The 17,193-nt window shown below is 52.8% G+C and carries 11 protein-coding genes and 1 tRNA gene; 9 read left to right on the top strand and 3 right to left on the bottom strand.

Annotation, left to right across the window (positions count from 1 at the left end; translation table 11 throughout):
• Positions 1-403: 403 nt before the first annotated feature.
• Complete coding sequence (locus NTU47_08955) at positions 404-2,104, top strand: T9SS type A sorting domain-containing protein (protein ID MCX6133927.1); 1,701 nt, start codon at positions 404-406, stop codon at positions 2,102-2,104.
• 106 nt (positions 2,105-2,210) lie between these two features.
• On the opposite strand, the gene NTU47_08950 is transcribed toward NTU47_08955, so the two are convergent.
• The 3 genes from NTU47_08950 to NTU47_08940 form a co-directional block, all read right to left on the bottom strand.
• Positions 2,211-3,410: a T9SS type A sorting domain-containing protein gene (locus NTU47_08950; GenBank protein ID MCX6133926.1), complete on the bottom strand. Its 1,200-nt coding sequence runs from the start codon at positions 3,408-3,410 to the stop codon at positions 2,211-2,213.
• Between the two features lie 20 nt (positions 3,411-3,430).
• Entirely contained in the window at positions 3,431-4,207 is a 777-nt protein-coding gene (locus NTU47_08945) for a T9SS type A sorting domain-containing protein (GenBank protein ID MCX6133925.1), read from the bottom strand.
• A 690-nt stretch (positions 4,208-4,897) separates the two neighbouring features.
• Positions 4,898-5,365 carry a hypothetical protein gene (locus NTU47_08940; GenBank protein ID MCX6133924.1) on the bottom strand — a complete coding sequence of 156 codons (468 nt, stop codon included), beginning with the start codon at positions 5,363-5,365 and terminating at the stop codon, positions 4,898-4,900.
• Positions 5,366-5,906: 541 nt separating this feature from the next.
• Here NTU47_08940 and NTU47_08935 point away from each other — a divergent pair.
• From NTU47_08935 to NTU47_08900, 8 genes are all read left to right on the top strand, one after another.
• Positions 5,907-5,980: transfer RNA gene (locus NTU47_08935), tRNA-Ile, on the top strand.
• Between the two features lie 184 nt (positions 5,981-6,164).
• Positions 6,165-7,844, top strand: coding sequence for a hypothetical protein (locus tag NTU47_08930; protein ID MCX6133923.1), 1,680 nt, complete (start codon positions 6,165-6,167; stop codon positions 7,842-7,844).
• Between the two features lie 24 nt (positions 7,845-7,868).
• Complete coding sequence (locus NTU47_08925; protein ID MCX6133922.1) at positions 7,869-9,452, top strand: DUF2723 domain-containing protein; 1,584 nt, start codon at positions 7,869-7,871, stop codon at positions 9,450-9,452.
• A 107-nt stretch (positions 9,453-9,559) separates the two neighbouring features.
• Positions 9,560-11,146 (top strand): DUF2723 domain-containing protein, encoded by a 1,587-nt coding sequence (locus NTU47_08920; GenBank protein MCX6133921.1) that lies wholly within the window; start codon positions 9,560-9,562, stop codon positions 11,144-11,146.
• A gap of 234 nt (positions 11,147-11,380) precedes the next feature.
• Positions 11,381-11,764: a hypothetical protein gene (locus NTU47_08915; protein ID MCX6133920.1), complete on the top strand. Its 384-nt coding sequence runs from the start codon at positions 11,381-11,383 to the stop codon at positions 11,762-11,764.
• Positions 11,765-11,971: 207 nt separating this feature from the next.
• Positions 11,972-13,351, top strand: coding sequence for a type II secretion system F family protein (locus tag NTU47_08910; protein ID MCX6133919.1), 1,380 nt, complete (start codon positions 11,972-11,974; stop codon positions 13,349-13,351).
• Positions 13,352-13,536: 185 nt separating this feature from the next.
• Positions 13,537-15,333 (top strand): ATPase, T2SS/T4P/T4SS family, encoded by a 1,797-nt coding sequence (locus NTU47_08905; protein MCX6133918.1) that lies wholly within the window; start codon positions 13,537-13,539, stop codon positions 15,331-15,333.
• A gap of 479 nt (positions 15,334-15,812) precedes the next feature.
• Positions 15,813-17,132 carry a PilT/PilU family type 4a pilus ATPase gene (locus NTU47_08900; GenBank protein ID MCX6133917.1) on the top strand — a complete coding sequence of 440 codons (1,320 nt, stop codon included), beginning with the start codon at positions 15,813-15,815 and terminating at the stop codon, positions 17,130-17,132.
• Positions 17,133-17,193 lie beyond the last annotated feature (61 nt).

Raw genomic sequence — 17,193 nt, 5'->3', positions numbered from 1 at the left:
GAAGGAGGGATGGACAAAGTGAACCGCGGGAGGGCCTATTCCTGAACGATTGGCACTGGCCCCCGGAAGGAACACAGGGGGGCTTGGCATTCAGCTCGCCCTGAGCATGTGGATAGCCTGTTGTGTTTTGCCCGGTCAACCTCTATATTGCTATTGGATGTCGCCACCACTGATCGAGGCACGGTGGCAATTGATCTCACTAGCCTTACTCCACTTGCAGAGTACTTGATCCCTGCCGATAAACGAATCCGCAGCTGTGTCCGGATGACAAGAGAATTTTCCAGAAGGTCTTACGTTTGAGCGGTGCGCTGGACAAGTACCGCACTTGGTTCGCCAAACCGCCGGTCATCGTGGTCGCAGGAGTCTGTTCGTCCATCGTTCTCTCACTATCCAGGAGGTCTCCATGAAAAAATATCGACAGATTTTCATCCTGCTGTCGGCGATGATGTTGCTCGTAACTTCACAGGCTCTTGCGAACGTCTATGCTTCAAACGTCCGCATTACGCAGCAGGGGACACAAGCCGCGTTTGACGGCAAGTTCACCGATGGCACGGGCGTCTCAATCCGCTTCGTGCTGAGCGATCGAGCCGATTCAGTTATTGCCACAATCAAGAATGGAAGTGTAGTCGTACGGACTCTCAAAGCAGTGAAGATGTCTCTTGGCGACACCTCGATCGTTTGGGACGGCAAGAACAGCGCCGGCACGTACGTCGGCAGCGCCACGTACACGCTTTCTCTGGCCACGTACGACCAGGGATATTTCTCCTTTACAGAAATCGTGTACTACTTAGCCCCAGGTCTTTCGACGCGCGGAGCGACCACCGTCAACAATCCTGCCTCGAAGAGCTTTGGTTTCGCTTTCGGGATCGACTTCGGCGGATTCCTCGGGACCACAGGCATCGCGAAGTTCTCAGGAGACGGACAGCCATGGGGGAATTCACAAGGAGTCTCACAGGTCACAAACACTGGCATTGCTCTGGGAACCGGTGAAGCCCGCTGGGGTCCTCAGGCTGATGCTGATGGATACATCTATGTCCTCGGCCGGACAGCGAAACAGGTCTATCGCTTCCATGCGGATACGGCGAATGTCGTGCTCGTGGATTCCGGATACGGAGCATACTACCCGTTCGGAATCGCGATTAGAAACGATGCCGCGTCAAAGACCTTTGCCGTTGTTGTAAATAACAGTTCAAGCACAGCCAGTCTGACAGCCGACTCCAAGATTCTGACCTACAAGTTGAATACGGGAGCGGTCACATACTTTGGAGCGAAAGACACTCTGGTGAAAGGGGCCGGAGCATTCGCGTTCTGGGATGTCGTGTTCGGAAGAGATTCCACTCTGTATACCACATACATATCGAGCGTGGGTGACTGGCCCCGGTCAGGAGTCGCCAAATTCAATCTCAAGGGGAAGAAACTCCCCCTCACGATGGCCGATACGGTATGGACGGTACGCGTGGATTCAGGCCGCGTAGGGACACTTTCGATGTTCACCGGGTCAGCGGCAGACGGTTCACTGGATGTTGTCTACTTTGTGAATGCAAGGAGGGCAAGCACCGATCCACCGTCCGGGCAGGGCATCTACGCTATCTACAACCCTAATTCGGCACGTCCGACAAGGGCCGTCGCATATCCCGACAGAGACAACAATGCTTCGATCACAAAATCCGACGTCTCCGTCGATCCGGCGGGAAACCTGGTCTACTTCGAAAACTCAAATGAAGAAATCGCGATTATTTCTCCTCCTGATGGACCGAACAGCTATACGACGACGGTGTCCATGGCGTTGACTGTTACAACTGATGTAGAACGGACCGGACAGATTCCTTCGAATTTTGCGCTCGAGCAGAATTACCCGAACCCGTTCAACCCGAGTACGATGATCCGCTTCAGCGTCCCGACGAGCGCACGGGTGACGTTGAAGGTCTACGACGTCGTTGGCAGGCAGGTGGCGGAATTGGTTGATCAGGAACTCTCCGCAGGAGTTTACAACTACCGGTTCGATGCGAACAGGCTGGCAGGAGGGACCTACTTCTGCAGAATGACAGCAACCGGCACGCAGCAGAGTTTCTCTGAAACAAAGAAGCTCGTTCTGCTAAAGTAAGCAGATGTAGCGGCAGCGAGAAGATCCAGAAATGCAAAGCGCCCGATCGAGAGATCGGGCGCTTTCGTTATGGGGAAGGGATGTCCGAGATTACTCTCGGCTGATACTATCTCAGCAAGGTCATCTTTTTCGTGTCCGTACATGTCCCAGCTTGCAGTCTGTAGAAGTAGATGCCGCTCGGCAGAGAATTCGCGTTCCATTGTACCGTGTGCGTGCCTGCCGGGCGGACTTCGTTTACGAGGGTCGCAACTTCTTCTCCCAAGACATTGAATACCCTTAGAGACGCAAAGCTGACGGCTGACAGCCGAAAGCTGAGAACTGTACTCGGATTAAACGGATTGGGAAAGTTCTGTCCGAGCTGGACAGTCCGGGGCAATGATTCGTCCCGCGAGCCGGCCTCAACGCTTGTGAGAATCTCCGCCATGGACTTGCCTGTAGCATATGGGGTCGGAAACCCGAGAAGTGACCCGATAGTCGGCGTGATATCGGTGATTGTCCTGCGAACGGACGAGTGCATCCCTTTCGGCATGCCTGCCCCCACGCCAAGAAACATGATGTGTCTGCACCCCCAGCATCCATCACCGTGGCTCACAAATCCATTCTGAACACCGTCGAGATGTCGGCCATGATCGTTGGTGACGAGCAGCGTGGTGGTGTTCCGATAGAATGGATCACCTTGAAGGAAATTCCAGAGCATTCCGACGATGCTATCCGCCGTCACGATTGCCTGTGTATATGCAGACCAACCTCTGGAAGGGGCCGAATCAACATCCGGAAAGTAGATCACGGCGAGCTCAGGATGATGTGCCTGGAGTTTTGCCTTCGCATTTTGCCAAACATCCAGATCCGACGAGCCTTGAAGAACGTACCAGGGCCAGTATGCCGGACCGTACTGCGGATGGATGCTCTGAATCCATGGAGTCGACAACAATTTCATGATGTACAGTGCGTGTGTTGAATCCACACCCCGGGATTTGCGAAAATACTCCCAGACAGTGGGGGCCGTGGCGTACTGGTTCGCGGCGCCATTGACTATTGTATCGTGAGGAGCTGCCCAGGAGCCAGACCATATCGCCGGAATGGCACGCGCAGTGACGGTGATATCGTCGTTCAGCATGCTGTCGAGCACGACGCCTTGCTGAGCGAGTGACCGTATTCGCGGGACATATCTGGCGGAAGGGTCGCCGAGAGTCTCCGAGTAGCGGGCGCCGTCGATGATCACCAGAATGACGCGGCGATCAGCTTGAGCATTCAAGAGACTTAGGTGAGTAAGGGCAAGGCTGAAAGCGAGAAGTATCTTTTTCATCGGCAGAGTTGAGAGTAGTGTTACCTCAGCAGTAGCATTTTCTTCGTCGCCAGATACCCGTTGGATTGAAGGCGATAGTAATAGACGCCGCTCGGTAAGGAACTCGCGTCCCATCGCACCGAGTTCAAGCCCGCTGGGCGAACTTCGTTTACGAGTGTCGCAACCTCTTCTCCCAGTGCGTTCGATACCTTCAGCGTTACAAGGCTGATGGCTGATAGGCGAAAGCTCAGAGCTGTACTCGGATTGAACGGATTCGGATAGTTTTGATGAAGCGAGAACGCGAGTGGCATGGATCTCTCCTGGTCCACGCTTGTGACAATCTCAGCAGAAGTGATCGAAAGAGCGCGGCTCTGTCCGCTACCGCTTGACGTTGTGCCCTGAAATGCCGCCGCATAGAGAGTGACAATTCCGCTTCCCTTCGCGGGGGCCGTCCAATTGATCACGGCTGAATCGATGGTATGAGGACTGGCGTAGACCCCGCCATCGGCTCCCGAGTAGAGAGTGCTATTCGAGACAGGTGCGAATGTTCCCCCGACAACGGACGTCGAGCCTATCCGTGTCGTCAAATTGAAATTGACGATGGGAGAACCGCCGACGTGCGCAACGGTGAGCCGGTAGGTCTGACCCGCTACATACGAAGCAGGAAAACCGTTCACGACCAGAGTTCCGCTGCCGCTTCCGTGACATGAAGATGCGCACGTGCGCATTCCCGGTGCTCCGGAGTAGCCCCCCGTGTAGGAATTGTGCGCATATGTTATGGAAGCCAACAAGAGCATTCCGAACAGGACGATCCTCATACTCCTCCTTAAATACCTTAATCTCTGAATCAGTTCAGTATGGTTCACCATCAGGCGGTCTCCAAAATACGAGAGTGTCAGGGTCCAGTCAACATAAAAATGCACGTCGGTTCGCTCTCGGTAGTCTGCTGAAGGCACACAGGCAAGTGCCCGCCACCTAAGCCAGGCATTTTTCGTGTGAGGTGGCGGTCACCCGCAGTGTTGATATCGCGGCGATCAGACTTATTGACCTGGAGTTCTGGCCGGTGTCAGGTCCGAAGGACTCCTTCGGAGAGTTTGCTGCTGACACCCACGGGGACACGGTTACGTCAGGGCCTCTGCCAAATAGCTTGGCGGACAAGAAAGTCCTGACGGAGCAGCTAAACCTTGTTCAGCTTCATGCCAGGAGGTGTTGCGACGGAGGCCGGGGCGCTCTTTGAGTTTTTCATTGAGATATCCTTCCGTTGTGATGTGATTAAATGAATGGAAACAACGGTTGGAGGGTAACAGGCCTCGAATGAGGTGTCAAGATCTGAACACTTGAGACAAGCAGAAAATCGCTTCGGTGTCTAAGAAAAACCAGGGAAAAAGACTTCTGCTGAATAGGCGAGTCGGTGCTGAGGCGTGAGTCTGACATCAACTCTACGGCAGAGGACCGAGAATCAGAGACGGTTTGTCAAACTCCGTTCAGCCCCGTCGGTGTAGCAGTTTCTACCGATTTTGTGGTTTGTATGTCGCTTCTTGATATCTCTTATCTGTTTTCCGGAAGTAAAACTGGCCCACATTCACGTTACTGCCGTCATTGCCAAACGAAAAATTATAGACGACATTCTTCTTGAATCCGATCAAGAATCTTGTTGAAACATTGTCAGTCGTGAGCGACGTGAAGCTGTTAATCGTAAGAATATTTGAACCACCTCCTGAAGCAGTGCGATATTCCCAAACAGAGGAATCTCGAAATGCGATCGCAGCATCGCCGCCGCCACCATAGGTCGTGAAGTGTACCTCAAAATAGAACTTATCTGGGATTGTTCTTAGTGTGTCACGACCGGGCAAATCAATTTTCGTATAATCATCAAACTCTCCTTTTGGATCAAGAATGTCGCAAGAAACAGACATGAAGCAAAGCAAAAACAAGAGCATGATGATGGGCCGACCTTGAGCTACTTTTGGCTTCATAGCAATTAATCCTCGCTGAAATCAAACCATTGATTGGGACGTCGGGGCCTCGTTAAGTGCATTGCCAAATCTCGAGATTCGCGAGTTGGGATATGAGGCGCTTCTTGATGCGATGGCAAAGTGAATCAGATGTCCTGATTTGAATCAGATATCAAATCTTGATTTCTTCGGTGCTTCGAAAGGAACAATGGTACGCACTATACAAAATTGTTTTTTCCGGTTCAACTCCGAGAATTACCTGCAGAGGCTTGTCGTGAAGAATGCCCGCAATTGGCTGTCTCTGCCGCCGGGAAGCAGAGTTGTTTTTTCATGCTAATCACCGTATCTTTCAGTCACCACAGGCAGTCAGAAAAGCTGTAGAACGATTGTTCACCAAGTCACCAGTTTTTCAACAAATATCATCAGGCGCAAAATCTGTGGTTCTTGGGTCGGCTCTGTCAATGTCCAACGCCGAACGCCCAATGTCGAACACCGAAGTTGACTTGGTATCAATCATAAATCGAAAATCGGCAATCGACAATTACTCAGCTTAAACATGTTTGGGCCCTTAGCTCAGTTGGTTAGAGCAGCAGACTCATAATCTGCGGGTCGCTGGTTCGAGCCCAGCAGGGCCCACGAGAGAAGTAAGAAGTAGGAAGTAGAAAGTAAGAAGTAAGGAGAAAGAAGTAGAAAGTAAGAAGTTAGAAGTCATGCCTGTGCCACGGATGCCTGTCCCGGAATTCCTCCGCGATTGCTAATTCACCGGGCGCACAGTCTTCGCACCCTCCTTCGGCAAGTCCTTAACGAATGCATCCCCACGATGGTCGAACCGACGAATCTTCAGGAGCAAAAAGAGCGTAAGTTGCTTCTCGTCCTTTTGCTTTGCCTTGGGATTGTGCTCATCGCCACGACAATCCGCGGCCCTTTCATCATCGACGAAATCAATTATATGGTCACGGTTGTTGGCCTTCGAGATGGGAAAGTCACTGTGCCGGGAACGGAAGGACTCTCGCCCAGCAAGGAATTATTCTCGTTTGATCCGGAGTCGTTTGGCAGAATTGCCGACAGAACTCCTGTCGCTTCGCTGGCTCCACCACTCTACGCACCGTTCGCGCTTCCATTCCTGTTCATGGGCTGGCGGGGTCTGGCGGTGTGGCCGCACATGTTCTCAGTCCTTCTCGTCACCCTCGCTGTCTACATAGCTGGAGACGTGTGGGATGGAGGGAAACCAATCCTGGCGGCATTGTGTGGACTTTTAATGGGCATCGCAACAGGCGTGCGCGAACAGAATATTGTTCTCGCCGCATTTCTTGGTCTCACCATCTTTTTATTTGCTGGAAGGAGGATCCTCTCCACCATCTGGTACGGGGTCGGGGCGGTGTTGCCGCTGACCGCGATTGCTGTCATCAACCTCGCTCGTGATCACCTCTGGCACCCATTTCCAAAATTTGTCGCATTCTCACGTCAGATGACACATGCTGCCGATGCCGGGTCATTCTTTCGACCGGTCAGGATGTTCTGGGCGCGGTTCGTAGACTTCTCAGCCCATCCTGAAATTACTTATCCTTTCCAATCTGAGATCTACAAACAGAACCCTGAATCTGGGGCTTACCTGGTCTTGGGGACACTGAAAAAGTCCTTCATCCAGTCAAGTCCCTGGGTGGGTCTGGCCTTGGTGGTTCTCCTGTTCGTCTGGTTCTCAAAAGATACCTTCAAAGAAGAGGTGCGGAAAAAGCTGCAGGGAATTTCCCTGCTGGTGTTCCCGCTCGTTCTTGTGTTCTCTCTCTCGGGGGCCGGGCGCACGGACGGGCTCGCGTATAATCAGCGGTACTTTCTCGAGTTGATTCCGATTGCCGCACTTGCCGTTGCTCTTGCTGTGGATGGTCTCGCCCTGAGTATCGTGCATCTCGCGGCCGGAGTTCTCGTCGCGGGCATTACGTTTGCTGTGACGCTGATGCTTCCTTCCCGCACATGGTACGAAATCGCGCTCTTGAAGGTCCCCTTGGCCTGCTCGTTGTTCCTTGTTCTGGCCTGGTTCTTTCGGGTGCATCCGCGGACACGGAATGTCATGCCGATCATGCTCGGTGTTTGTGTCGGCTGGTCGCTGCTTGTGCACACCTTCGATGATCTTCCGGCGTCGCGCAACCGCCGGTACCAGAATGCGGACCGGCTGGTTGCTCTCGAGGCGTCCGTCCCGAACCGCTCTGCGCTGTTCGCCTACTGGGGCTCGAGAGACGCTGCAGGTCCGCTGCATCTCACGCGCGATGTGGTGATCCTGGATGCGGGTGCTGATGAAGGGGCCGACGCCCCTCGCTTGACCCGGGAACTTCAGAGCACGGGACGAAGGATCTTCATACTGGGAGATTTTTTTCCGCGATCGATCATGAAAAACATTGCCGGTGTCGACTCGCTTGTGACGGTGTGCGAAGCTCCCATCCGCCTTTTTGAGGTCGTTCACAGGAGCGATTCAAGAAGTGCGAACCTTGAACAACAACCCTGACTTCTCATGGTTAGCGACCAGCCTATGGGCACTGGCTCGATGAACAATTTGCGAAGGCTGGCAGGTATTTCTCTGCCGACGGTTGCGGTTGTCGTCGTTCTTCTGGTCTACCTCAAAACGCTCCTGCCGGGAGTAGGATATTCGGGGGATACGAGCAAGTTCCAGTTCGTCGGCAAGGTGTTGGGGACTCCCCACGAACCGGGATCACCAACCTACGTCATTCTGAATTACCTCTTCGTCTCGTTGTTCCCGTTCGGCGCGACAGCCTACAAGGCGAACCTGCTGTCAGCTCTCTTCTCCGCTCTCACGCTTTTTGTAGTCGCTCGCACACTGATGATGCTCGGGGTCCGCCGTTCCATTTCTGGCGCAGTTGTTCTGATCTTCGGATTCACATACACCCTCTGGTCGCAATCGATCATTGCCGAAGTGTATGCTCTGAATACCCTCTTCGTTGCCTTGACGATCCATTTCTTCATCCGCTGGCATCTCACGGGAAAGTACAGCGATTTCCTGACAGCGTGTGGCGTGTATGCGTTTTCGTTCGGTGTTCACCTCATTGTTCTTATGCTCCTGCCCGGAATCGTGTATCTCGTCTGGGTTACACGCAGGGAGTTCTTCGGAAATCCTCGTATCATACTCCATGTGGCGTGTATCATTCTTCTCGGCGCAGCTCAATATGGTTATCTGTTCTGGAGATACTATGCGGCCGATACTTCGTACCTCGAAATTGCGGTGCCCGATCTGAAAACCCTCCGGTTTTATGTCTCCGGGGGGCAATTTCAGTCGTACTTTTTCGCAGGTGGTCTGAAGGGGTTCTTCTTCATTGGGAGCCCAATCATACTCCGCCTTCTCTGGCTCGAGTACCTTCTCCTTCTTCCTGTCTCTTTGATTGGCTTCCTGGCGTTGCGCAGTGGCCGGCTGAAAATGTTCCTCCTGCTTTGTGTTTCGACGACTTTGCTCTTCACGCTTTTGTACGCCATTGCGGACATTTTCGTATATCTCCTGCCCGTCTATCTGGTGGTTGCGCTGATGCTTGGTCTCGCCCTCGAGTGGATGTTTGTGAAATGTCCCCGACGGTACTCCTGGCTTGTTGGCACCGTCCTTGCTGCGTTGCCGCTCACGTTTTTCATGATGAACTACACGACGGTCGATCAGAGCCATAATGTGCGTGCGAAGCACCTTGTCGAGGAATCCATCCGTGTTGTCGGTAGAAACTCACTCATAGTCTGTCCTGATTACGACTTTGCGGAGTACTACTGGTACTATGTGTTCGCCGAGGGGAGGGAGCGAGACAGCATCTATGTTCTCTTCTCTCATGATGACAACCTCCCGTTGCACGATCTGCGCGAATACACAAGCAACGGCCGTCCGTTCTACCTGCCGCTGGAACGACGGAATACACCTCCCGGGCTCACCGTCTATTATTGTACAGCGTATCAGCCATCGCCGATTGATCGCCAGCGGACCAGATATCCGGCAAGCCGGGACATGCTCGATGACTACCGCCGCTCATTCGTCGAAGGGCCGATGAGACTTCTGGCAGCGACAGGCTACCGGTTCGTGCTGGCTGCCGATTCCCTGTACCGGGTCGAAAAACCTGTCCGATAGTTTCATGCCTGCCCGCCAGGTGATTCTATCGTCGTGCCGCTTGACAAAACGCGCCTCCTGTGGTATCTTTGCACTGCGTCAATCATAACATCTCATATCTGTCATCCATGGCGACCCAACCGACCACTTCATACCAGCGTCAAATCAAGCGCTATGGAGTCATTCTCTTTTGCCTGTGCGCTTTCTTTTTCGGATTGATTCCATACGGCGGTGTCCGATCGTCAGACAGCGAAGTGGTATTTCGTGTCGGAGAGTCGCTTGCGCTCAGAGGGGTGTTTTACGTAGAGCATGATCTGGAAGATTGGCATTCGTTTGGAGTTGCCACCGGTAAATCGAATCGCCTGTACGCTATTTTTGGTCCGCTCGAATCTATTCTCCTTGCCCCGATCATCAAAGTTGGCGATCTCGTCAATGAAACGGGGTGGTACAAACCACTCTCCCCGATTCTTCCACTGAGCCATTTCACCGAAGGTGGGTTTTTCGATTACCTCGAAGGGAGGCACACGCAAACCCCCAGACCGCATGCCCTCAGGACGTTCACTTCCTTCTTCAACGTTTTCATGACCTCGTTCTGCGTGTTCGTGTTCTGGCAAATCCTGTTGTTGTTGACCAAATCGATTCCCGCAAGCTTCCTCGTTTCGATCATCTATGCATTCGGGACGCACGCCTGGCCGTATGCGGGGACGTTCTTCAGCGAGCCGCTTGCCACCTTGCTGGTGCTCCTCTCATTCTTCTATCTCCTGAAAGCCGGAGAACCGGAAGCGTCAGGAGAGGGGAACCGGACCAACCGACCGGTTTTCCTCAGCGGGATATGGATGGGTCTTGCCATCACCGCGCACATCACAGCGGCGCTCTATGCTCCGTTCTTCGCGTTGTATTTTTTCTGGAGAGACATCGAAAACCGTCCGTCGCTTCTCGGCCGGTTGGAGAGGGGAGCTGTCTTCGCGGTTGGTGTTTTTATTCTCCTCTTTCTCCTGGGTTGGTATAACTATTTCCGATTCGGCAGCTTCTTTGAGACGGGCCGAACCGCGAGCGCGATTTCCGGCGAGATCTTCGGCTATGGTACGTTCGTGTATCCATTCAGGGGGCTCTACGGACTGATTTTCGGAGCGGGGAAGGGCGTCCTGTTCTTCATGCCCGCCCTGGTACTCGGAGCGTTCCTCTCAAAGAGCTTTCTGCGTGAGAATAGACAACTCTTCTGGACGGTGACATTAGCGGTTGCGTTCAGAGTGCTGTTCATTGCATCACGCAGCGACTGGCATGGAGGATTCTGCACCGGCCCGCGCTACCTCGTCATGGCGATTCCATTTCTTCTGATCCCGATTGCCTTCTGGTTGAAGAGTCACGAGTCGACGCGGTTTGCACGCGCTTTTGGATTCATGACGGTTTTTGGCTTGCTCTTTTCGATTGAGCAGTTTTACTTCTGTCTGGCCGAGGCCTTTTCATTCCTGCAGATTTGGAAGTTCAACGAGCAGCTCGCCGGGTTCAGTGTGTTTGAGAACGATATTATTTATCTGGATTGGAAGTATTCTCCGTTGCTCAGTCCGTCTTCGATGAAAATATCCCCCTTTCTGCTTCGTTGGACTCAGCTCCCGATGGGCGAATTGATGGCACTTGGCTCGGTTGTGTTGCTGATCCTATTCTTCATTTTCTACCTGATTTTGCTGAAAATGCCCAGATCTGCCTCAAACTGAGCATACCGCGAGCTTCCTGCGCGGTAATTATGGATCGGAAATAAGTTCCTCTCCAGGTAATAAATACCTATCCCAGACGTGTATTGACATTGAGAACCCGCTATTTCCGTCTGATTTCGCACAAAGGGGATTCCTGTGCGCCGGGCACGTATGTTGAGTGAATCGAAGCACAACTCAACCAACGGCGACATTGTAGGCTACAGAATCCAATAACTCAATCAAGGAGGTTACACTATGGGACAACAGCAACTTCTGCTCATCATCCTCGGCGTTATCATCGTCGGTATCGCCATTGCAGTCGGCTTGAGCCTCTTCAGCGCTCAAAGCGTTCAGTCAAACCGTGATGCCATGATCAATGACCTGAACAACCTGTCAGCACAGGCGTACCAGTTCAGGATTCGTCCGAGTTCAATGGGCGGTGGACAGGGTGACTATACCACGTTTGCCATTCCGACCAAGATGAAGACGAATGAGAACGGAATCTATACGGCAGCGCCGACCACGAACACGATCGTGTTCACGGCGGTGTCAGCTCAGAATGCCTCGAACACCATCAAGGTCACAGTTGACAGCGATGGAAAGCTCGGCACCTGGGTTTATGCTGGTGACTTCCAGTAAGCCAGCTCCGTTTCAGATGTATTGTTAGCAGAAAGGCATCCCGCTCAGGCGGGATGCCTTTTTTTTGTGCCCCGTCCTCGGTCGCCCTCCATCGGTGCATGCGCCGGACGATTTCCCATTGCTTGACAGAGTCTCGTAAATATCGTATAATCTGTACAGAATTCTTCCGTTCCTCGCTGCAACGCGAAAATCTTCCAAGGGGATTCCATGGCTGAGTACAAAATTGAGGGTCTGACCGTCGCTGGCAAGCCGGTTTCCGGTTTGATCAACGCGGACAGTCTCAAGGATGCCAAGCAAAAAGCTTCTCAGATGTCGACCGAGAAGAAGTTCAAGCTGACGGGGGTTCTTGAACGTGTCGTGTGGATGTACAAAGTCCAGAAGGGGACGGAAAAACCGCTCGACGGTGAACAGAAAGCGTATTCCAAGGACGAAGTCAAGCAAGCCCTTGAGAAGATGGGCTACCGTGTCATCTACGTTCGGAAAAAGCTGTTCGGAGGAAAGGCCCGCGCGGCGCCGGCAGTCGAAATCATCACTTTCGTTCGCATGAGTGCCGACCTGATGAAACAGAAGCTGCCGTTCAATGAGATCCTGATCCTGCTCATGAACGACATCGACAACCCTGCTCTGAAGGACGCGGTCAAGGAAATCAACAGCGAGCTGAAGCAGGGGAAGGACAGCGAAAAGGTGTTCATGAAGCAAGCTCCGGTGTTCGGCAAGTTCACCGCCAACATGCTGGGCCTTGCCTCGAAGAGCGGTAACATGACGGAGATCTACGAGAGCACTGCGAAGTTCCTCGAGCGCAACGCTCAGTTCAAGCGCAATCTCAAAAGCGCGCTGATCATGCCTCTCGTCACTCTGTTCATCCTGTTCCTCGCCTGTCTCTTCTACGTGGGCTATATTTTCCCCGCAACGGCAGAGATGTTCGAGAAGTTCAAAATCGAGCTCCCGCCGATGACGAAGGCGACGCTGGGGTTCAGCCGATGGCTGACGGCGAACGCGATACCGGTGGCGTTGGTGATCATCGTGCCTGTGGTGTTGTTTGGCAGGTTCATCACGACAGAGCGCGGGCGCTTTCTGTTGGACAAGACAATCATAAAGGTCCCGATCGTCGGTCCATTGCTGCACAAGACCGCCATCGAGATCTACTGTCGCGTGTTCTATGCGCTCTATAGCGGATCAGGTGAAAACATCGACGTTATCCGCATGGCGGCAGAGGCGTGCGGCAACAAGTACATGGAACATCAGATCAAGACGATTGCCATCCCTATGATGCTCGAGAAGGGAAAGGGATTGACCGAAGCGTTCCAGGCGACAGGGGTGTTCACGCAAACGGCGATTTCCCGTTTCAATTCCGGCGCCGAGACCGGGACGGTGAAGAACACGGCTATCCAGCTTGCGGAGTACTACGAGAAGGAAACGACCTACAAGCTTGCGAACGCCATCGAAGCGATTCAGCTCGCCGTTTCCATGATCATCATGCTTGTGCTGACGGCGCTGACGCTTGTTTCGTCCGAAACGGCGACGATCCGCCCGAAAGCCCCCGGCCAACTCATCCGGTATGTGATGTACTATCTGGGGCTGGGCTAAAGGTGCAGTTGCAAGTGAATCTCTGAGACAAGGACGCGAACAGACGCAGAGAAGGATGTATGCAACGTATCATCAGAAGGGTGTGAGCGATTCGTGGGAGGTCTTTTCGCGGGATCATTGCTTCGATAGAAAATGGTCGTCGAAATCGATGCGGTTGAGGTTCAGGAGCTAGAAGGAGTTCATCTATGCCAGAAATAGATATAACTGATAAAATCGGTTATACGCTTCTCAAGAAGGGGATCATCGATTTTGAGACTCTTGAGAAGTCTCTGAAGATGAAGGATTCCGAGGAGAACAAGAAGAACCGGAAAAACCTCGGACAGATCCTCGTCACAGAGTTTGGGGCCGATCACGACGCGGTGTTCCGTGAAGTTGCCAACCTTTACGCGTTTCGCGAAATCTACGTGGCCGATGAGAAAGTCGACGACGCCCGCACTGCATTCATCAAGAAACTGGTCGAAGGTCTTCCCGATCAGCAGCGTGAGATGATGGTGCAGGCCAAGATGCTCCCGTTCAAGTATGACGAGCGCCAGACTGACAAGCTCGTGATCATCGCTGCCGATCCCACCGATCGCAACCTGCCTGTCGTTGCGCGAAGCTTCAATGTGAAGAAATATGAAATCTGCTACGTGCGGATGAAAGATCTGCAGATGCTGATGGACAAGATCGTGCCGGCGCAGAATGAGTTCCTGAAGCTTTTGCAGCAGGACGGAGACGTCAATATCGGAGACGATGGGACGGGCGGCGATTCTGAGGTTGACGAAGACGTACTCGAAGCCGAGATCAACAAGAGCGCACTTGTCAACCTGTTCGAGGGATGTCTCGTGGAGGCCGTCCGGAGGGACGTGAGCGACGTTCATATTGTCGCTGCAGAAGGGAACAAGACGAACTTCATGTTCCGTGTGGATGGCAACCTGCAGGTTTGGCACTGCCAGGAAAACACGATGCCTGAAGCGGTTCTGGCTGTTGTCAAGGATCGGACGAAAAACGTCGATCGATTCGAGCGTGAAGCGTCACAGGACGGATTCATCCAGCGAACCGTTGACGGTCACCAACTCAGGTTCCGTGTGTCGATCATGCCTATCGTGACGACGGAATTCAAGAACAAATTCGAGAGCGTTGTTATCCGCGTGCTCGATGATCGCAAGGTTATCACCGATCTTGAAAAACTCGGTCTCCAAGGTCCTGCGAGAGCCTTCTTCTATAAGGCGATCGCGAAACCGCAGGGGATTATCATTCTGACCGGTCCCACAGGATCCGGAAAATCCACCACGCTGATTGCTGCTCTGTACCAGGTGATTGATCCCACCGTCAACGTGTTGACGATCGAAGAGCCGGTGGAGTATATCATCAAGGGTGCACGTCAATTGAAAATCGGTCCGAAGATGGGGTTTGAGCAATCCATCAGAGGAATTCTGCGTCACGACCCCGATATCGTGCTCGTTGGCGAAATGCGCGATAAGATCACTGCCGAGACCGCCATTAAACTGGCAAACACTGGTCACCTTGTTTTTTCGACTCTTCACACGAACGATGCCCCCAGCGCAGTTGCGCGTTTGTATAAGATGGGTATTGAGCCGTTCCTGATTGCCTATGCAATTAACATTATCGTCGCGCAACGTTTGATCAGAACCCTCTGTAAGATCTGCAAAACGCCCGTCGAAGCGGATGAGTTCGGCGATCTGATAAAATTCGGGTTCACGGAGGAGGATCTTCGTGCGCATACGGTCTACAAGGCCGTCGGGTGCGACAAATGTGGCGGCGGTTATAAAGGCCGCGCTGCCATCCACGAGGCGCTGTTCTTCACGAAAGAAATCAAATCAATTATCCTCGGTGCAGGTGACAAGGTCGATGAAAACAGGATCCGTGACCAGGCCTCAAAGGATGGTATGTGGACTCTGCGGCGATCTGGAATGGAACGAATGTTGGAAGGGAGCACCTCGCTGGAAGAGGTTATTGCCAACACAACCGAGGACGACTAGTCCAAGACTAAGATCTATTGCGCTGCTGTCTCTTTCTGAGGCACTCACTCCGTGGGTGCCTTTTCTTTCTTCTCTTCTGCGCATTTACTTCTTGCCCCGCCAGCGCTCTCAGCACCCCAACCTCGTCGATCCGGTATTTGTCCTGCGTCACAACACTTTAGCCTGCAAGGACTTAAATAACTAGCCGCTGAGAAGTCGGATTCTTAGAGGGATAACACCTCGGTTTCACCTTCCGAAACAAGGAGGATGATTCGCGGCCTGTGCAAATATGAGAATTCTGGCAAAAAACACGACCTCGCCTCAAAACGGGTGAAGTCGCTATGGGGGAACGAAATGGGGAAGACTTCAGATTATTTTCTTTAAGGGAGTTGCATTTTCGTGTGGAGTTTCTTATTATCACACCATAGGGGGGGTGCCTGTTTTCCCTCTCGACTCCATGGCGTTCGCGCGACCAAAAACTCAATAGTCGAGCACACTGAATGACCACTCCTGTCCAAAACCCTGGTGCTGCAAAACCTCCGGCGACTGATCCTCAATCTGTCGCTATGGCGCCAGAGCCACCATTTGTGGCCGATGCGAGAAGGTTACTGAAGGAATTGGCATCACAACTTCCTTCGACCGTTACCGGCCTCGAACGCCAAATGATGATTGGCGATGTTCTCGGGAGAATGGATGATGGGGACAAGCAGAAGCTCCGGGCCCTGATAAACTACTTCCTGCTGCGGATGCTGAGCATCGGCGCCTCTGATATTGATCAGGGGGGCTATGGTTCGGGCGGCCAGGTCTGGTTTCGCGTCTACGGTTCCAAGAAGCCTGACAAAACTCTGGGCCAGTATGCCACCGACGAAACGAACTATCTTATTCAAAGTGTGCTGGGTGAACGGCAGCGGGCGTTCTTGTATGAAAACCGCAATCTGGATTTTTCATACATGCTGTACCTCGAGAATGGCGAATTCCGCCGATTTCGTGCTGACGCGTATTTCGACCTCGACCAGCTTGCGCTCAATATGCGCGCGATCAACAACACAGTTCGCCCTTACAAGAACCTCGAGTTACACCCGAATGTAACGAGAATGTTAAGCCTCGCCGGAACGAAGGAAGGTCTGTGCCTTGTCACCGGCATCACAGGGTCCGGCAAAAGCTCCACGCTCGATGCGATTATTGATGCGAACAACCGTGCGGTCGATGCGCACATCGTCATCATCGCTTCACCGATCGAATTTGTGCACAAATCAGACCGCTGCATTATCCGTCACAGGGAAGTAGGGCGTGATGTTTTGTCGTTCAAGGACGGAGCGGTACAGGCGTTGCGCCAGGATCCTGATATCATCATGATCGGCGAGTTGCGGGATCCGGAAACAATTCTGACAGCGCTTGAAATCACCGACTCCGGTCACAAGGTTTTCTCCACACTGCATACCGCTTCCTCGGTCGAAAGTATTGACAGAATCATCGGTGAAACTCCGCCGGTTGAACAAGAGCGTGTGCGGAACAGGCTTGCCGACACACTTCGATGTGTCATGTCGCAGAAGCTCGTTCCGAGTCTTGATGGCAAACGAGTGATGGCAAAGGAAGTGCTGCTTGGCGTCCCTTCTGTGAAAGCTGCGATCAAGAACAACAACACCGGGGAAATCTATCAGATGATTTCCGAAGGAGTCGAGCAGGGGATGACCACGATGGAGCAGGACCTGAAGCGATTGTATCTGCAGAAAAAGATTTCACTGGAAAACGCGCTTAACTACGCGAACAACAAGCGGCGGATTCAGCAGCTTCTCCAGGTCAATCCGTCGGAGGGGTAGAGCAACGTTTGTAGTTTCACCAAGCACCACCACGGTTCACTCACTCTCACAACTAGGGACA

The sequence above is a fragment of the Ignavibacteriales bacterium genome, from assembly GCA_026390595.1.
Lineage (GTDB): Bacteria > Bacteroidota > Ignavibacteria > UBA10030 > UBA10030 > UBA9647.
Note: the sequence above shows the minus strand (reverse complement) of the source record. Positions and strands in the feature narration are given on the sequence as shown.